We start from the raw sequence: 14,945 nt of genomic DNA, 5'->3' as shown, positions 1-14,945 counted from the left end.
TCTCAACTTTTTTTAATCAAATTCATATTTTTGGAGAATTGTAGTGAGGATAAAGACTCCTGTAAAGATGGCCATCAATGCCAGATAAACTGGGAAAGTAGTGGCTGTAAGGAGGGAAATCTCGATCAAGTTTTTCAACACGATCGCAGATGCGTAGAATCCTACTACAGAGAAGAGAATGAGGAGGGCCCGCCAGATATTTAGTGGCAGGCAAGCACGGATAACGGATAGGAAACCGATGGATCCAAGTAAGTAGTAGGATACAGTAGACATATCGGCTGCAGACCAACCATGGCTTGCTCCCCAAAGGCGAATAAACAAGACACTAAAGACGACCATCAAGGCGCTTGGTAAGGCTAACAGAAGGGAACGTCTCAAGAAGTGTTTTTCAACCGGTTTGATATTGCGTTCAAAGGTCAATACAAATGGTGGGAATCCTTCGACGAATTGGTCGATCAGGGTGATTTGAATAGGAATGAAAGGGAAAATCAGCAAATAATTGACATTGAAGAAAAGGGCACTGGCGATACAGATAATAGCCAAGAGGAAGGAATAGATCGTTTTGATGAAGAAAATCGGAGCGATTCGTCCAATGTTATTGACCACACGACGACCTTCGAATAGAATTTCTGGAACATCATTAAAGTCAGAGTTCAAAAGAACGATATTGGCAATTTGACGGGTTGCAGGATCTCCTTCAGCCATTACGATGGAGCAGTCTGCTTCACGAAGAGCGAGGATATCATTGACCCCGTCTCCAGTCATAGCTGTCGTTCGACCAGCTGCTTTCAAGGTTTGAATGAGCAGTTTCTTTTGGTGAGGGGATACGCGTCCAAAGATGGCTGTTTCCTCTGCTTGATCCACTAATTGATCATCAGAAATTTTGGAACAATCGATGTAGTTTTCGTAGTTTTTGAAGCCCGCTTGTTGAGCGATATAAGAGACCGTCACAGGGTTGTCACCAGAGATGATCTTAAGATCCACGCCTTCAGAGCGAAGATACTCGAGGGTATCAGAAGCCCCTTCACGAATGGGGTCTGTAATCTCAATAACGGCAATTCCTTCAAGATTTTCAGGCAGTTTCAATTCCTGCATGCTGATCTGTTCTGAACTGTGGGCTAAGACGAGAACGCGCGATCCACGGCCTTGTGCTTCGACGACAGCAGTTGGATTTTCTTGCAGGAGCATTTCAGGAGCACCGAGAAAGACGGTGCCAAGATTGGAGAGGTGCATGGCTCCCCATTTCCGATCACTTGAGAAAGGAATAATGTTTTCTGCAGTATAAGCATGCTCCAACTCCCCATAAGCCTTGCGAATAGCTTGAGCAGTAGGATTGGTGTCCTCACTATTTTGCATGTAAGCAGAGAGGATGACCTGGATCGTTTCCTCAGAAAAATGTTCGGATAAGCTATGGAGAGCTTCGACTGTCATCTTCCCTTGAGTGATGGTCCCGGTCTTATCTAGACACAAGGTATCCACACGCGCCAGGGTTTCGACGGAATACATTTCTTGAACAAGGACCTTGCGCATGCCGAGCTTAATAACCGCCGTCAAAAGAGACGTAACCGTCAGTAGGGCAATTCCTTTTGGCAACATTCCCAAGAGAGCTGTGGAAGAATTCACGACAGAATCCTTGATCGGTAGCATCTTGATCAACAATGCTTCAAAGAAGAGGGCAAGGCCAAATGGGATGATAATTTTCCCAGTAAAGCTAGAGATTTTCGCTAAATTATAGAGAATACGCGAATTGATAGGCTTCAAGGTTTTGGCTTCCATCATCAGTTTGTTGGCATAGTTGTTTGCCCCAACTCGCTTGACCCGGGCATAGACTTGACCACTTGCGATAAAACTTCCAGAAAGCAGTTCATCACCAACTTCTTTTAAGACCAGGTCACTCTCACCAGTCAGCATAGCCTCATTGGCTTCTGCGATACCGGACATGACTTCAGCATCACTAGGGATCTGCTCACCCGAAGACAGAAGCATTAGATCACCTAGGACAAGCTTCTCTGGTGGAATCGCATCTTTTTCCCCGTCTCGAATGACAGTTACCAACTCACGACTCATGAGATTGAGCTTATCAATCATCCGCTTGGCCCGCATCTCGGTCATGATCCCTGTAATGGCATTGAAGCAAATAACCGCGAAAAAGATCATATTGCTCCAGGCCTGTACAGCAGCCAAGGCTACGGCAATCACAAAGTTTAAGGTATTAAACAAGGTGAAGACGTTGCGCTTAATGATTTGCCAGGTACTGGTACTTGTATTCGTTGTAAAATCATTGGTTTGTCCGCGATCCATTTTCTTGCGGACTTCACTGAGGGATAACCCCTTTAATTCATTCGTTTCCATAGACAATATGATATCATTTTTTTGAGAAAAAGACTATCTAGAATCGGTCCGCTGAGACATTTTTTATCTAAAAAAGTTTGCGGTCAAAATCAGGATACGGTATAATAAGAAAGAACGTTTTACATGATGGAATATCTTGTAGAGATTAATGAAATGGATTTGAGGAACAACTATGTTTTATACCTATTTACGTGGCCTTGTTGCCTTTATTCTTTGGGTTTTAAATGGGAATGCCCATTACCATCATAAGGACAATATTCCAGATCGGGAAGAGAACTACATATTGGTATCGCCTCACCGGACCTGGTGGGATCCAGTCTATATGGCCTTTGCGACCAAGCCAAAGCAGTTTATCTTTATGGCGAAGAAAGAACTCTTCACCAATCGTATTTTTGGCTGGTGGATTCGTATGTGTGGGGCTTTTCCGATCGACCGTGAAAATCCGGGAGCAGAAGCCATTAAGTATCCTGTCAATATGCTGAAAAAGAGCAACCGTTCCTTGATTATGTTTCCAAGTGGAAGCCGTCATTCTCAAGACGTCAAAGGCGGTGTTGCCATCATTGCCAAAATGGCTAAGGTCCGTATCATGCCAGTGACATATACTGGTCCAAGAGACTTGAAAGGGTTGGCAACGGGTGAACGCATTGATATGAACTTTGGACATCCCATTGATATCTCGGATATTAAAAAGATGAATGACGAAGGAGTGGCAGAAGTTGCCCGCCGTATCCAAGAGGAGTTTGACCGCTTGGATGCGGAAGCACAAGCGATCAACACCCCAACAAAACCTTTTATCTTGATTCGTTTGTTAAAAATCCTTTTGATTCCCCTTGTCTTAGTCGTGGGCATCTTGACCTTGCTCTTTAGTTACCTAGCAAGCTTTGTATGGGATCCAGACAAACATCGGAAAAATAAGTAAAAAAGCTGAGAGTTTTTCTCAGTTTTTTTTATTTTTACGAATAATAAAAGTGAGAGGAGGTTTCTTATGGAGGATATCATCGAAAAAATCAAAGAATATAAGCTCTTTTTAGCTCTTACTGCTATCGGACTCTTACTTGGAGGGTATTTTCTTTTTCATCGACCCCAGTCAAGTGCATCCACCATACCGGATTTTTATCAGTCTTCTAGTTCAACTTCGAGCAAAGAAAAGGTGCAGACCACTAGTTCCAAAGAAGAAAAGACGACTACTTCTGTGTCTGATGCACCCGAGATCATTACGGTCGATGTCAAAGGAGCCGTCAAACAACCAGGTGTCTATGAGTTGCGCTCAGATAGCAGAGTCCACGATGCCATTCATAAGGCGGGTGGGATGACAGCAGATGCCAATAGCCAATCAGTCAACTTGGCGCAAAAACTCTCCGATGAAGCAGTGATCTATGTTGCTAAAGAAGGAGAGGATGTTCCAGCACTTGGAAGTTCAGAAAGTCCTGCAACTTCGTCAGCGCCAGCAGAAAAAACAGGCAAGGTTCATTTAAATCGAGCGACAGAGACAGAGCTCCAGACCGTATCGGGCATTGGCCAGAAACGTGCCCAGGACATTATCGCCTATCGCGAGGCAAATGGTCCTTTTCGATCAGTGGATGATCTGAAGAATGTTTCAGGAATCGGAGAGAAAACACTGGAGAAACTAAGAGATGCTTTCACGGTGGATTAAAAACCTTCCTTTTTCGCTTGTCCATCTCGCCTTTGTACTCCTATGGTTGTATTTTAGTGTTTATCAACCATCTTGGCTTTCGATCAGCGGTCTAGTAGTAGTGGGAATTTTAGCGGTTCATCACTATAAAGGGGAGCGCTCAAGTTTGCTAGGGCTTGCTTTAGCAATCCTTTGTTTTGCGGCCTTCTTTGTCTTTCAGCGAATACAAGATCATCCAGTACAAGTAGAAAGTCAGCCCCCAGCCCATTTACATCTGATCCCAGATACCATCAAGATCAATGGGGACGCCTTGTCTTTTCGTGCTAAAAATCAGGGAAGGACCTACCAAGTCTTCTACACTTTAAAATCAGAAAAAGAAAAACAGCATTGGCAAAGTCAAACTCATTTGTTGGAGTTGACGTATAAAGGTGCTATAGAAGAGCCAGAAGGGCAGCGAAATTTTAGAGGATTTGACTACCGGTCTTATTTGGAAACACAGGGCATTCACTATCAAATAAAAATTGAGGCGATCCAATCCGCGCTTCCCATCCAAACTTGGAATGTTTTTGACTGGCTATCTCAATGGAGGCGCCAAGCTATTGTTTGGAGCAAGGAGCACTTTCCACAGCCAATGAACCAGTATATGACCGGCCTTCTTTTTGGCTATTTAGATACGGGTTTTGAGGAGATGGATCAGCTTTACACGAGTTTAGGGATTATTCATTTGTTTGCCTTGTCTGGGATGCAGGTCGGCTTTTTCATCAATGGGATTCGAAAAGTTCTCTTACGTCTAGGAATCTTGCAAGAGACAGTCGATATCTGGATGGTTCCAATCTCTTTGGTCTATGCTGGCTTGACAGGTTTTTCTGTTTCAGTGGTTCGCAGTCTCTTACAAAAAATCCTCTCTCAAAAGGGCATCCGAGGGATGGAAAATATGGCGATGACCTTGATGCTCTTAATGATTCTCATGCCCAAGTTTCTCCTGACAGCTGGAGGAGTCTTGAGTTGTGCTTATGCCTTTATTTTGACCTTGATAGATACTAATTCTTATTCAGGAATTAAAAAGGTGCTAGTGGAAAGTTTCTGGATTAGTCTGGGGATCTTGCCCCTTTTGACCTATTATTTTAGTGTCTTTCAACCATGGTCACTCCCTTTAACCTTCCTCTTTTCTTTCTTGTTTGATCTTGTTCTCCTTCCAGGGTTAACAGTGCTATTTGTCTTATCGATTCTAAAGCCGCTTACGATTTTTAATAGTTTCTTTCTACTCATAGAGGAGTGTATTCGTTGGATCTCAAAGCTCACGTCGGTACCGTTGGTATTTGGTCAGCCGACGGGATTAGCTCTGATCGTCCTCTTACTTCTTTTAGGGACCTTATATGATCTTCGAAAGCAAAAAAGACTTCGTTTTCTGTTCATCGGTATGATTCTACTCATCTTTTGTTGGACCAAGCATCCTTTAGAAAATGAAATCACCATGGTGGATATCGGTCAAGGAGACAGTATCTTTTTACGCGATTGGAAAGGAAGGACCATTTTGATTGATGTCGGAGGACGCGTCACTTTTAAAAGTGGAGACAAGTGGCAAGAGCGCAGTCAATCTGCCAATGCGGATAAAACCTTGATTCCCTATCTCAAGAGTCGAGGTGTTGGAAAACTCGATGCTTTGATCTTGACCCATACAGATCAGGACCATATGGGCGATATGGTAGAGGTTGCCAGACAAATCCCGGTTAAAAAAGTGTATGTCAGTCCAGGCAGTCTAACCAGTTCCAAATTTCAAGAGAAATTGAAACAGCTTCATAGTCCAGTTAAAGTAGTCCAGAGAGGGGATCAACTTCCTATTTTTGATCATCATCTCGAAGTCTTATCTCCTGATGAAGTGGGGGATGGCAAAAATAATGATTCGATTGTCCTCTATGGGCAGTTTTATCAGAAACGGTTTTTGTTTACAGGTGATCTGGAAGAAGCTGGGGAGAAAAAACTATTGGGAAACTATCCCCAATTACAAGTGGATGTCTTGAAAGTAGGCCACCACGGATCGAAAGGTTCCTCTAGTGATGTATTTTTGGATCAGCTACATCCTCAATTGGCCTTAATCTCCGTTGGAAAGAAAAATCGCTACCAGCATCCTCATAAAGAATTGCTTGATCGTTTAGAGGAACGATCCATTTCTTACCTTCGTACCGATGAAAGGGGAGCGATTCGCTTGATTGGGTGGGATCATTGGAGGGTAGAAACGGTCCGCTAGAGATGAGGAGAGGTTTGCTTTCTATGCTGAAAATTGCTATTATAGAAGGTGAAATCAATGTAAAGGTAGAATCGTATGAACGCATTTAAGCAATTTTGGATACAGTATGCAGATTTTTCAAGTAAGACCAGTCGAGCTCATTTTTGGCTAGCTTTTTTCTGGAATTTCCTGATTTCTTTGCCTCTTTGGGTTTTTTACATCGTGACTTCTTTATCCCATCAAAATGCTCAAGAAATACTCAATTTTTCAACTGTTCATTCTAAAACAGGTCTATGGGCACTCGCTTTCTTAGCATTCTTTTACTTCCTCATTTTGGTACCCAGTCAAGCCATTTGTGTGCGTCGCTTGCGGGATGCTGGGATCCATTGGTCTTGGATCTTTTTGAACCTTGGTCCGGTTTTACTCTATTTATTGTCAGGGCTAGATATTTTCCTATTTCTTTGGGTGATTACAGTTATTTCTCTCCTGATTCTCATGATGCTTCCAGGAAAAAATACCTTCCCACAACCAGTAGAAACTCCTATGGGAGTAACTTCTGAACCACAGGTCATAGCGGCAGAAGGAAGCTTTGGAGGCAACTCGTTTGAGCAAATTCCTAATTTTGTAGCAGCTCCAGATTTGTCCGACGAAAAACCACCATTGGAACAAAAAATGGCTGCTGAACACGAAATCCACTAAACGGATAAAGATAAGAGAGTTTCATGCAAGCAATTACCGACACTAAACATCTGACGGTTCAAACTCTGCCTTCTATTCTTGTCTTGACAGGCGAGGATGTAGGTCAATTTGAATGGTTAAAAAAAGACATTTTAAAAAAAATAGGCTATGATCCCTCAGATTTGAATTATTCTTATTTTGATATGAAGGAAGCCTCCTATGCTGAGGTAGAGCTGGATTTGGTCAGTCTTCCCTTTTTCGCTGATGAAAAAATTGTGATTTTGGATCACTTGTTGGATCTGACGACTGCTAAAAAACGCTATTTAACCGATGAAGAACTAAAGCAATTTGAAAGTTATCTGGAAAGGCCTTCTGAATCGACCCGATTGGTGATTTTTGCGGAAGGAAAGTTAGATAGTAAGCGACGACTAGTTAAACTCCTAAAACGGGATGCTCAAATCATTGAGGCAGCAACTCCTAAGGAACAAGACTTAAAGCGCTATTTTTCAAGTCAGGCCCAAGAAATGGGCTTGCAGTTTGTCGGCGATGCACTCGATCAATTACTCTTAAAATCAGGCTATGACTTTGGGGAATTACAGAAGAATCTCGCCTTTTTAAAGGCCTATAAAGAGGATGGGCAGATTCGTCTGGAAGATATTGAGGAGGCTGTCCCCAAGACCCTGCAAGATAATATTTTTGATCTGACCCAAATGATTCTTCAGCGTCGTATTGATCAAGCGCAGGCCCTTGTCAAAGACCTCCGCTTGCAAGGAGAAGATGAAATAAAATTGATCGCTATTCTATTGAGCCAATTCCGGATGTTTAGCCAGGTAAAAATTTTTTCAGAAGAAGGCCAATCCGAAAGCCAAATTGTGACGAGCTTATCAGAGTTGTCAGGGCGCAAGGTCAATCCATATCAGGTGAAGTTTTCCTTACGGGATAGCCGCAAGCTTTCCCTGTCCTTTTTGAAACAGGCCATGATGACCTTCATCGAGACGGATTATGCAATTAAAAGTGGAACGTATGATAAAGACTACTTATTTGATTTGGCACTTTTAAAAGTGGCAAATAGCGTCTAAACATGAAAGAAATTGCAAGCAGATTAGTTGAATAATTTAGCTGTTTACGTTATTATCAAGTCAGTAATAAAGAAAAGAGGACCATAAAATGGCTATCATTTTACCAGAATTACCATATGCTTATGATGCATTGGAACCTTATATCGATGAAGAAACCATGCATTTGCACCATGATAAACACCATCAAACATATGTAAACAATGTGAATGCAGCTCTTGAAAAACATCCTGAAATTGGAGAAGACCTTGAAAGCTTGTTAGCTAATGTTGAATCCATTCCAGCTGACATTCGCCAAGCTGTGATCAACAATGGTGGTGGTCACTTGAACCACGCTCTATTCTGGGAATTGATGACTCCAGAACAAACAGCTCCTTCAGCAGAACTTGCTGCAGCGATTGATGCAGCCTTTGGTTCATTCGATGACTTTAAAGCAGCTTTCACTGCAGCTGCAACGACACGCTTTGGTTCAGGCTGGGCATGGTTGGTTGTCAACAAAGAAGGGAAACTTGAAGTGACTTCAACTGCAAACCAAGATAACCCAATTTCAGAAGGCAAAAAACCAATCTTGGGCTTGGACGTTTGGGAACATGCCTACTACGTGAAATACCGTAACGTACGTCCTGACTACATCAAAGCTTTCTTCTCAGTGATCAACTGGAATAAAGTTAATGACTTGTTTGCAGCAGCAAAATAATAAAATAAAGGAATCTATAAGAGCGACAATTGGCTCTTATAGATTTTTTTGTTTGTATCCGGAAAATCGGAGTATAATTTCTTGCGTTTGGACAGGAAAATGATACACTAATAGGAGTGTGTCTTACTTATCAGAAGCCCAGTTTGAAGGGCCTAGGCAAGGAAAAGATGACCGTTAAAATGAAAACTGAAACATTCAGGGAGAAATGAAATGACTAGTATTACCATTACCAAAGGAGCAGTTGAGACGCCTATCTATTTACGGATGTTGAATCGTCATGGCTTGATTGCAGGAGCAACAGGGACAGGGAAAACAGTTACCCTCAAGGTCCTCACAGAAAAATTAAGCAAAGAGGGCATTCCGGTCTTTCTAGCTGATATCAAGGGAGATTTATCTGGCTTAGCCAAAGCCGGGCAATGGACACCAAAACTGGAAGAACGCTACAAGCTTCTTGGTATCACAGATCCGTTTGAGCCACAAGCTTTCCCTGTTAGATTGTGGGATGTCTTTGGCCAAGCTGGTCATCCTGTTCGTGCGACTGTCGAAGGAATGGGGTCATTGCTTCTTTCTCGTCTGCTTGATTTGAATGAAACTCAATCAGGAATTCTTGCAATTGTCTTTAAAGTGGCTCAAGAGAAAGATTGGCCCTTGATTGATTTGAAGGACCTGCAAAGCCTTTTAAAGGAAGTCTATGAACACAGCTCAGACTATTCTGCCCAATATGGTAATATCACCAAACAATCTGTCGGTGCGATCCAAAGAAGCCTCTTGGTTCTTGAAGAAGAAGGAGCGGATCAGTTTTTCGGAGAGCCTGCACTTGATTTAAATGACTTTATGCAACTCGATGCATCAGGGCGTGGGTATATCAATATTCTTTCGGCTACAAAGCTCTTTCATTCACCAAAATTGTATTCAACCTTTTTAATTTGGATGTTGTCTCGTCTCTTTGAAACACTTCCCGAGGTTGGGGATCCCGAAAAGCCAAAACTGGTTTTCTTCTTTGATGAAGCCCATCTCCTCTTTAAGGATGCAAGCAAGCTCTTTCTTGAGAAGGTCGAGCAAGTCGTGCGCCTGATTCGTTCTAAGGGTGTAGGGATTTACTTTATTACCCAAAATCCTCAAGATCTACCAGAATCTGTTTTGGCACAGCTTGGAAATCGTGTACAACATGCTCTTCGAGCTTATACACCAAAAGAAATGAAGGCCATCAAGGTGGCTGCCCAAAGTTTTCGTCCGAATCCAGACTTTGATACAGAAACAGTGATCACAGAATTAGGGACAGGGGAAGCCTTGGTTTCTTTCCTGAATGAGAAGGGGCAACCTAGTGTTGTTGAGCGTGCTTATATTCTCTCTCCTCAATCGAGTTTTGACCTCTTAAATGAAAGTGAACAATTGGCCTTAATCACGACATCGCCTTTCCATCAAAAGTATGCGATGACGATTGATCGGGAATCTGCCTATGAAAAATTAGCAGCTAAAACAAGCAAGGAAGCACAAGAAGAGGAGAAAAAAGAAGCAGAAAAAGAACGAGCTGCGACGGAAAAAGCAGAGCAAAAACGCAGTCCAGGCCGCCCAAGAAAATCCAGTCTTGAAAAAGCTAAGGATTCCTTCTTGAGTTCCTTATTCCGGACGATTGCGCGTGAGATCGCTAAGCTAATTATGGGCTCCTTTAAACGAAAATAAGCCTTTGATGAAAAGAAACAAACTTTTTAAAAAGAAATCGTTTTCTATTTCTGATAATTCTTGTTATTTTCAGTAGAATCTTTTATAATTAATCTCGTATGAAAAAATATTTTAATCTACGCTCGATCATGATTGCGATCAGTATTCTATTGTGCTTAGTGGGAACAAGCGCACTGGGCTACTTGCATATTACGCAACCAACAGCATCAGCAATTGAGAAAAAAGCAAAGAAAACAAAAGAAGCAAAAGAAAAAGATATAGAACAGTCTACGCCTGAGACGAAAAAACCACGTGTCAAATCTCCTGAAGCTAAGCAAGCAGTAGTAGACGCAGACATGGAAACGATGAGTGCTTATGGCCTTGTCTATGATTATGCTAATAAGGGGTTGGTAGAGGTTGTCCAGGATTTCCTAGCGGAAAGTGGAATTGATCCGTCACAAGTTGCCTTCACGTATCGCAATGCCATTACAGGAGAGCAATTTGCCATGAATGATCTTCAACCAATGACGGCAGGAAGTACCTATAAGCTACCGTTGAACATGTTGGTGGTGGATGAGGTCACAAAGGGGAAACTCAATTTAACAGATCGGTTTGACATTACCAATACCTACTATGAATATGTAGGGGAACATGACAATTACGTTGCTGCCTTTGATGGAGCCATGTCTATCCCTGATATGCAACGCTATTCATTAGTTTACTCTGAAAATACCCCAGCCTATGCCTTGGCAGATCGTTTAGGGGGAATGGAGCAAGCGCGCAAGTTATTCAGTCGCTATGGTCAATCTCGCTCACCAGAAGTCAAAACCTTTAGCGAAGATAATAAAACGACAACGGATTATTATATCCATGTCTTGCAATATCTTTGGAATCATCAAGAAAAATATGCAGATTTGTTGGAATTGATTGGGGAATCTTTCCCAGGTGAGTACTATAAGAAATTCTTGCCAGATTTGGTCATTCAACAAAAACCGGGCTATGTTGCGGAAGCGCTCAATGTGGATGCCATTGTCCATGAATCGACCCCTTATTTGGTTGCCATCTATACTGCAGGACTGGGTGGAACGACCCCAGAAAGTTCTGAAATCAGTGGTGTTGGTCTTTATCAGTTGGGAGAACTAGCTTATGTCATCAATGAATGGCATCGTGTGAATATGAATGAATAATTGACGGAAGGTCTGAGGGTTGCTCAGACCTTTTCTTCTATCACAGTAGCATAAAATTCACTTGGTGTTTCGAAATACTTTTCTGTTTTAAAGAGGCTTCTTTCCCTCTTCTATCAAAAAATATGTTATACTAATTAATAGTAATAAGAGGAAGTATAAACATGATTACAAAGGAAGATTACCAGTTGGTCCGCTCGCATCCAGCCTTCTCTGCGTTGCCAGTGGAGCTATTTGATAAATTAGCTGTTGAAATTCATGCTAGGGATATCCAAAAAGGACAAATTTTATTTTATGCAGGAGATAAGCGGGATCGCATTTTTCTTCTTTCAAAAGGCTTTGCTCGCATTGAGCAATTCGATTCGTCTGATCAATTTTCCTATATGGATTATATCAAGAAAGGGGGCCTGTTCCCTTATGGTGGGATGTTTCAGGATGAGCGTTACCACTATACAGCTAGTGCGGTAACAGATTTGCGTTGTTTCGTTATCCCCGTCAACCTCTATGAATTATCTGCCCAAGAGAGTAAGGAGCAGTTGCTCTTCATTACGAGAAAGCTCTCGTCAATTTTAGAATTTCAAGAGTTGCGTCTACGTAATGTCGTGACAGCTAGTGCCAGTGAGCGTGTGGTTCAATCTTTAGCTATCTTGTGTAAGGACTATGAAAGTTTAGGAAATCAACTTCCATTTCCAATCAGTATGAAGGAAATGGCCAAATTAGCGGCCACAACCCGAGAAACCGTCAATCAAGTTTTAAAGAAACTCATCGATTCTCATAAGATACAGTATGAGAGAAAACAATTAACCTTTTTAGATACAGCCTACTTTTTAAAGAGTTTTAAAGAGATCAATTAATTTGTTGATCTTTTTTATTTTTGTAAAAAAATATATATTCATAAAAACAATATAAAAGACAAAATATGCAAAGAAAACGCTTCATATTAACTAAAAAATAGGAAGGATTCAAAATAATGCCAAATTCTTTGCATTAAAAAAGTAGAATCCTTCATGAAAGCGGTAACAAAAAAGAATATAATAACAATTGTAATAAAGCTTTTGAACAAGCTCGAAGAAAAAGGAGGACTATAGATGTCTACACACCCAATTCATGTTTTCTCAGAAATTGGAAAACTGAAAAAAGTTTGTTTGCACCGTCCAGGTAAAGAGTTGGAAAACTTGATGCCTGACTATCTTGAACGTCTTCTTTTTGATGATATTCCTTTCTTGGAAGACGCTCAAAAAGAACACGACGCATTTGCTGAAGCACTTCGTAACGAAGGTATCGAAGTACTTTATCTTGAACAGTTAGCTGCTGAGTCATTGACTTCTCCAGAAATTCGCGATCAGTTCATCGAAGAATACCTTGAAGAAGCGAACATTCGTGGACGCCAAACAAAAATTGCGATCCGTGAATTGCTTCACAGTATTGAAGACAACCAAGAATTGGTTGAAAAAACAATGGCAGGGGTTCAAAAAGCTGAACTTCCAGAAATTCCTGAAGAAGCAAAAGGATTAACAGACCTTGTTGAATCTGACTATCCATTTGCAATCGACCCAATGCCAAACTTGTACTTCACACGTGACCCATTTGCGACAATTGGTAATGCAGTATCATTGAACCACATGTACGCAGATACACGTAACCGTGAAACTTTGTATGGTAAATACATCTTCAAATACCACCCAGTTTACGGTGGAAAAGTTGAACTTGTCTACAACCGCGAAGAAGATACTCGTATCGAAGGTGGAGATGAGTTGGTACTTTCTAAAGATGTATTGGCAGTTGGTATCTCACAACGTACTGATGCTGCATCAATCGAAAAATTGTTGGTAAACATCTTCAAGAAGAACGTTGGCTTCAAGAAAGTATTGGCCTTCGAATTTGCTAACAACCGTAAATTCATGCACTTGGATACAGTATTCACAATGGTGGACTACGATAAATTCACAATCCACCCAGAAATCCAAGGTAACCTTCGCGTCTTCTCTGTAACTTATGAAAACGAACAATTAAAGATCGTTGAAGAAAAAGGTGATTTGGCTGAATTGCTTGCTGAAAACCTTGGTGTTGAAAAAGTTACATTGATTCCATGTGGAGATGGCAACGTCGTTGCTGCTGCGCGTGAACAATGGAACGACGGATCAAATACTCTTACAATCGCACCAGGTGTGGTAGTAGTATACGACCGTAACACTGTTACCAACAAGAAATTAGAAGAATACGGACTTCGTTTGATCAAGATCCGCGGAAGTGAATTGGTTCGCGGTCGTGGTGGACCTCGTTGTATGTCAATGCCATTCGAACGTGAAGAAATCTAATCATCCTTCTACAGGTTAGATGGGCTCAGTGTCTAAACTGAGCCCTCTAAACTGATTGACAGGATCTTATCATGCATAATTAAAGGAGATAATTAATGACAACTTCAGTATTCCAAGGACGTAGCTTTTTAGCAGAAAAAGACTTTACACGTGCAGAGTTAGAATACCTTATCGGACTTTCAGCTCACTTGAAAGACCTTAAAAAACGCAACATCCAACACCACTACCTAGCTGGTAAAAACATTGCGCTTTTGTTTGAAAAAACTTCAACTCGTACTCGTGCTGCCTTCACAACAGCAGCTATCGACCTTGGTGCTCACCCAGAATACCTTGGTGCAAACGACATCCAACTTGGTAAAAAAGAATCTACAGAAGATACTGCTAAAGTTCTTGGACGTATGTTTGATGGTATTGAATTCCGTGGATTTAGCCAACGCATGGTTGAAGAATTGGCTGAATTCTCAGGTGTTCCAGTATGGAATGGTTTGACTGACGAATGGCACCCAACTCAAATGCTTGCTGACTACTTGACTGTTCAAGAAAACTTTGGACGTTTGGAAGGTTTGACACTTGTATACTGTGGTGACGGACGTAACAACGTTGCAAACAGCCTTCTTGTAACAGGTGCTATCCTTGGTGTGAACGTACACATCTTCTCACCAAAAGAACTCTTCCCAGAACAAGAAATTGTTGAATTGGCAGAAGGATTCGCAAAAGAAAGTGGTGCTCATATTTTGATCACTGAAGATGCTGACGAAGCTGTGAAAGGTGCAGATGTACTTTACACTGACGTTTGGGTATCTATGGGTGAAGAAGACAAATTTGCAGAACGCGTTGCCCTTTTGAAACCTTACCAAGTAAACATGGATTTGGTTAAGAAAGCTGACAATGAAGATTTGATCTTCTTGCACTGCTTGCCAGCTTTCCATGACACAAACACTGTTTATGGTAAAGATGTTGCTGAAAAATTCGGCGTAGAAGAAATGGAAGTTACTGACGAAGTGTTCCGTAGCAAATATGCTCGTCACTTTGACCAAGCTGAAAACCGTATGCACACCATCAAAGCGGTTATGGCAGCTACTCTTGGTAACATGTACATTCCAAAAGTTTAAGACTTT

At 41.6% G+C, this 14,945-nt stretch carries 12 protein-coding genes; 11 read left to right on the top strand and 1 reads right to left on the bottom strand.

The genetic code is table 11. From position 1 onward, the window contains the following. Positions 1 to 12: 12 nt before the first annotated feature. Positions 13 to 2,352 (bottom strand): cation-translocating P-type ATPase, encoded by a 2,340-nt coding sequence (locus ADI76_RS00935; protein ID WP_049514081.1) that lies wholly within the window; start codon positions 2,350 to 2,352, stop codon positions 13 to 15. Between the two features lie 172 nt (positions 2,353 to 2,524). Here ADI76_RS00935 and ADI76_RS00930 point away from each other — a divergent pair, with 172 nt between their 5' ends. From ADI76_RS00930 to argF, 11 genes are all read left to right on the top strand, one after another. After that, a complete protein-coding gene (locus ADI76_RS00930; protein ID WP_003006324.1) occupies positions 2,525 to 3,271 on the top strand; it encodes a lysophospholipid acyltransferase family protein in 747 nt (248 codons plus the stop codon). A 66-nt stretch (positions 3,272 to 3,337) separates the two neighbouring features. Next, positions 3,338 to 4,006, top strand: a complete 669-nt coding sequence (locus tag ADI76_RS00925; protein ID WP_049514078.1) for a helix-hairpin-helix domain-containing protein — start codon at positions 3,338 to 3,340, stop codon at positions 4,004 to 4,006. Then, positions 3,987 to 6,233, top strand: a complete 2,247-nt coding sequence (locus ADI76_RS00920) for a DNA internalization-related competence protein ComEC/Rec2 (RefSeq protein ID WP_049514076.1) — start codon at positions 3,987 to 3,989, stop codon at positions 6,231 to 6,233. The genes ADI76_RS00925 and ADI76_RS00920 overlap by 20 nt, the downstream gene beginning before the upstream one ends. Positions 6,234 to 6,308: 75 nt before the next feature. Continuing rightward, a complete protein-coding gene (locus tag ADI76_RS00915) occupies positions 6,309 to 6,911 on the top strand; it encodes a DUF805 domain-containing protein (RefSeq protein ID WP_049514073.1) in 603 nt (200 codons plus the stop codon). A 23-nt stretch (positions 6,912 to 6,934) separates the two neighbouring features. Continuing rightward, on the top strand, positions 6,935 to 7,969 hold the full coding sequence (gene holA / locus ADI76_RS00910; RefSeq protein WP_049514071.1) for a DNA polymerase III subunit delta: 1,035 nt from the start codon (positions 6,935 to 6,937) through the stop codon (positions 7,967 to 7,969). An 88-nt stretch (positions 7,970 to 8,057) separates the two neighbouring features. Next, entirely contained in the window at positions 8,058 to 8,663 is a 606-nt protein-coding gene (gene sodA, locus ADI76_RS00905; RefSeq protein ID WP_049514069.1) for a superoxide dismutase SodA, read from the top strand. A 210-nt stretch (positions 8,664 to 8,873) separates the two neighbouring features. Next, positions 8,874 to 10,346: a helicase HerA-like domain-containing protein gene (locus tag ADI76_RS00900; protein ID WP_049514067.1), complete on the top strand. Its 1,473-nt coding sequence runs from the start codon at positions 8,874 to 8,876 to the stop codon at positions 10,344 to 10,346. Between the two features lie 98 nt (positions 10,347 to 10,444). Beyond that, entirely contained in the window at positions 10,445 to 11,512 is a 1,068-nt protein-coding gene (locus tag ADI76_RS00895) for a serine hydrolase (RefSeq protein WP_049514066.1), read from the top strand. Positions 11,513 to 11,673: 161 nt separating this feature from the next. Then, entirely contained in the window at positions 11,674 to 12,363 is a 690-nt protein-coding gene (locus ADI76_RS00890) for a Crp/Fnr family transcriptional regulator (protein WP_049514065.1), read from the top strand. Between the two features lie 234 nt (positions 12,364 to 12,597). Further along, positions 12,598 to 13,827 (top strand): arginine deiminase, encoded by a 1,230-nt coding sequence (arcA, locus tag ADI76_RS00885; protein WP_049514063.1) that lies wholly within the window; start codon positions 12,598 to 12,600, stop codon positions 13,825 to 13,827. 95 nt (positions 13,828 to 13,922) lie between these two features. After that, a complete protein-coding gene (gene argF, locus ADI76_RS00880; protein ID WP_049514060.1) occupies positions 13,923 to 14,939 on the top strand; it encodes an ornithine carbamoyltransferase in 1,017 nt (338 codons plus the stop codon). The last annotated feature ends 6 nt before the right edge of the window (positions 14,940 to 14,945 follow it).

Source organism: Streptococcus parasanguinis (genome assembly GCF_001074805.1).
Classification (GTDB): domain Bacteria; phylum Bacillota; class Bacilli; order Lactobacillales; family Streptococcaceae; genus Streptococcus; species Streptococcus parasanguinis_A.
The sequence above is the reverse complement of the archived record's forward strand: the minus strand, read 5'-3'. Positions and strand labels throughout refer to the sequence as shown.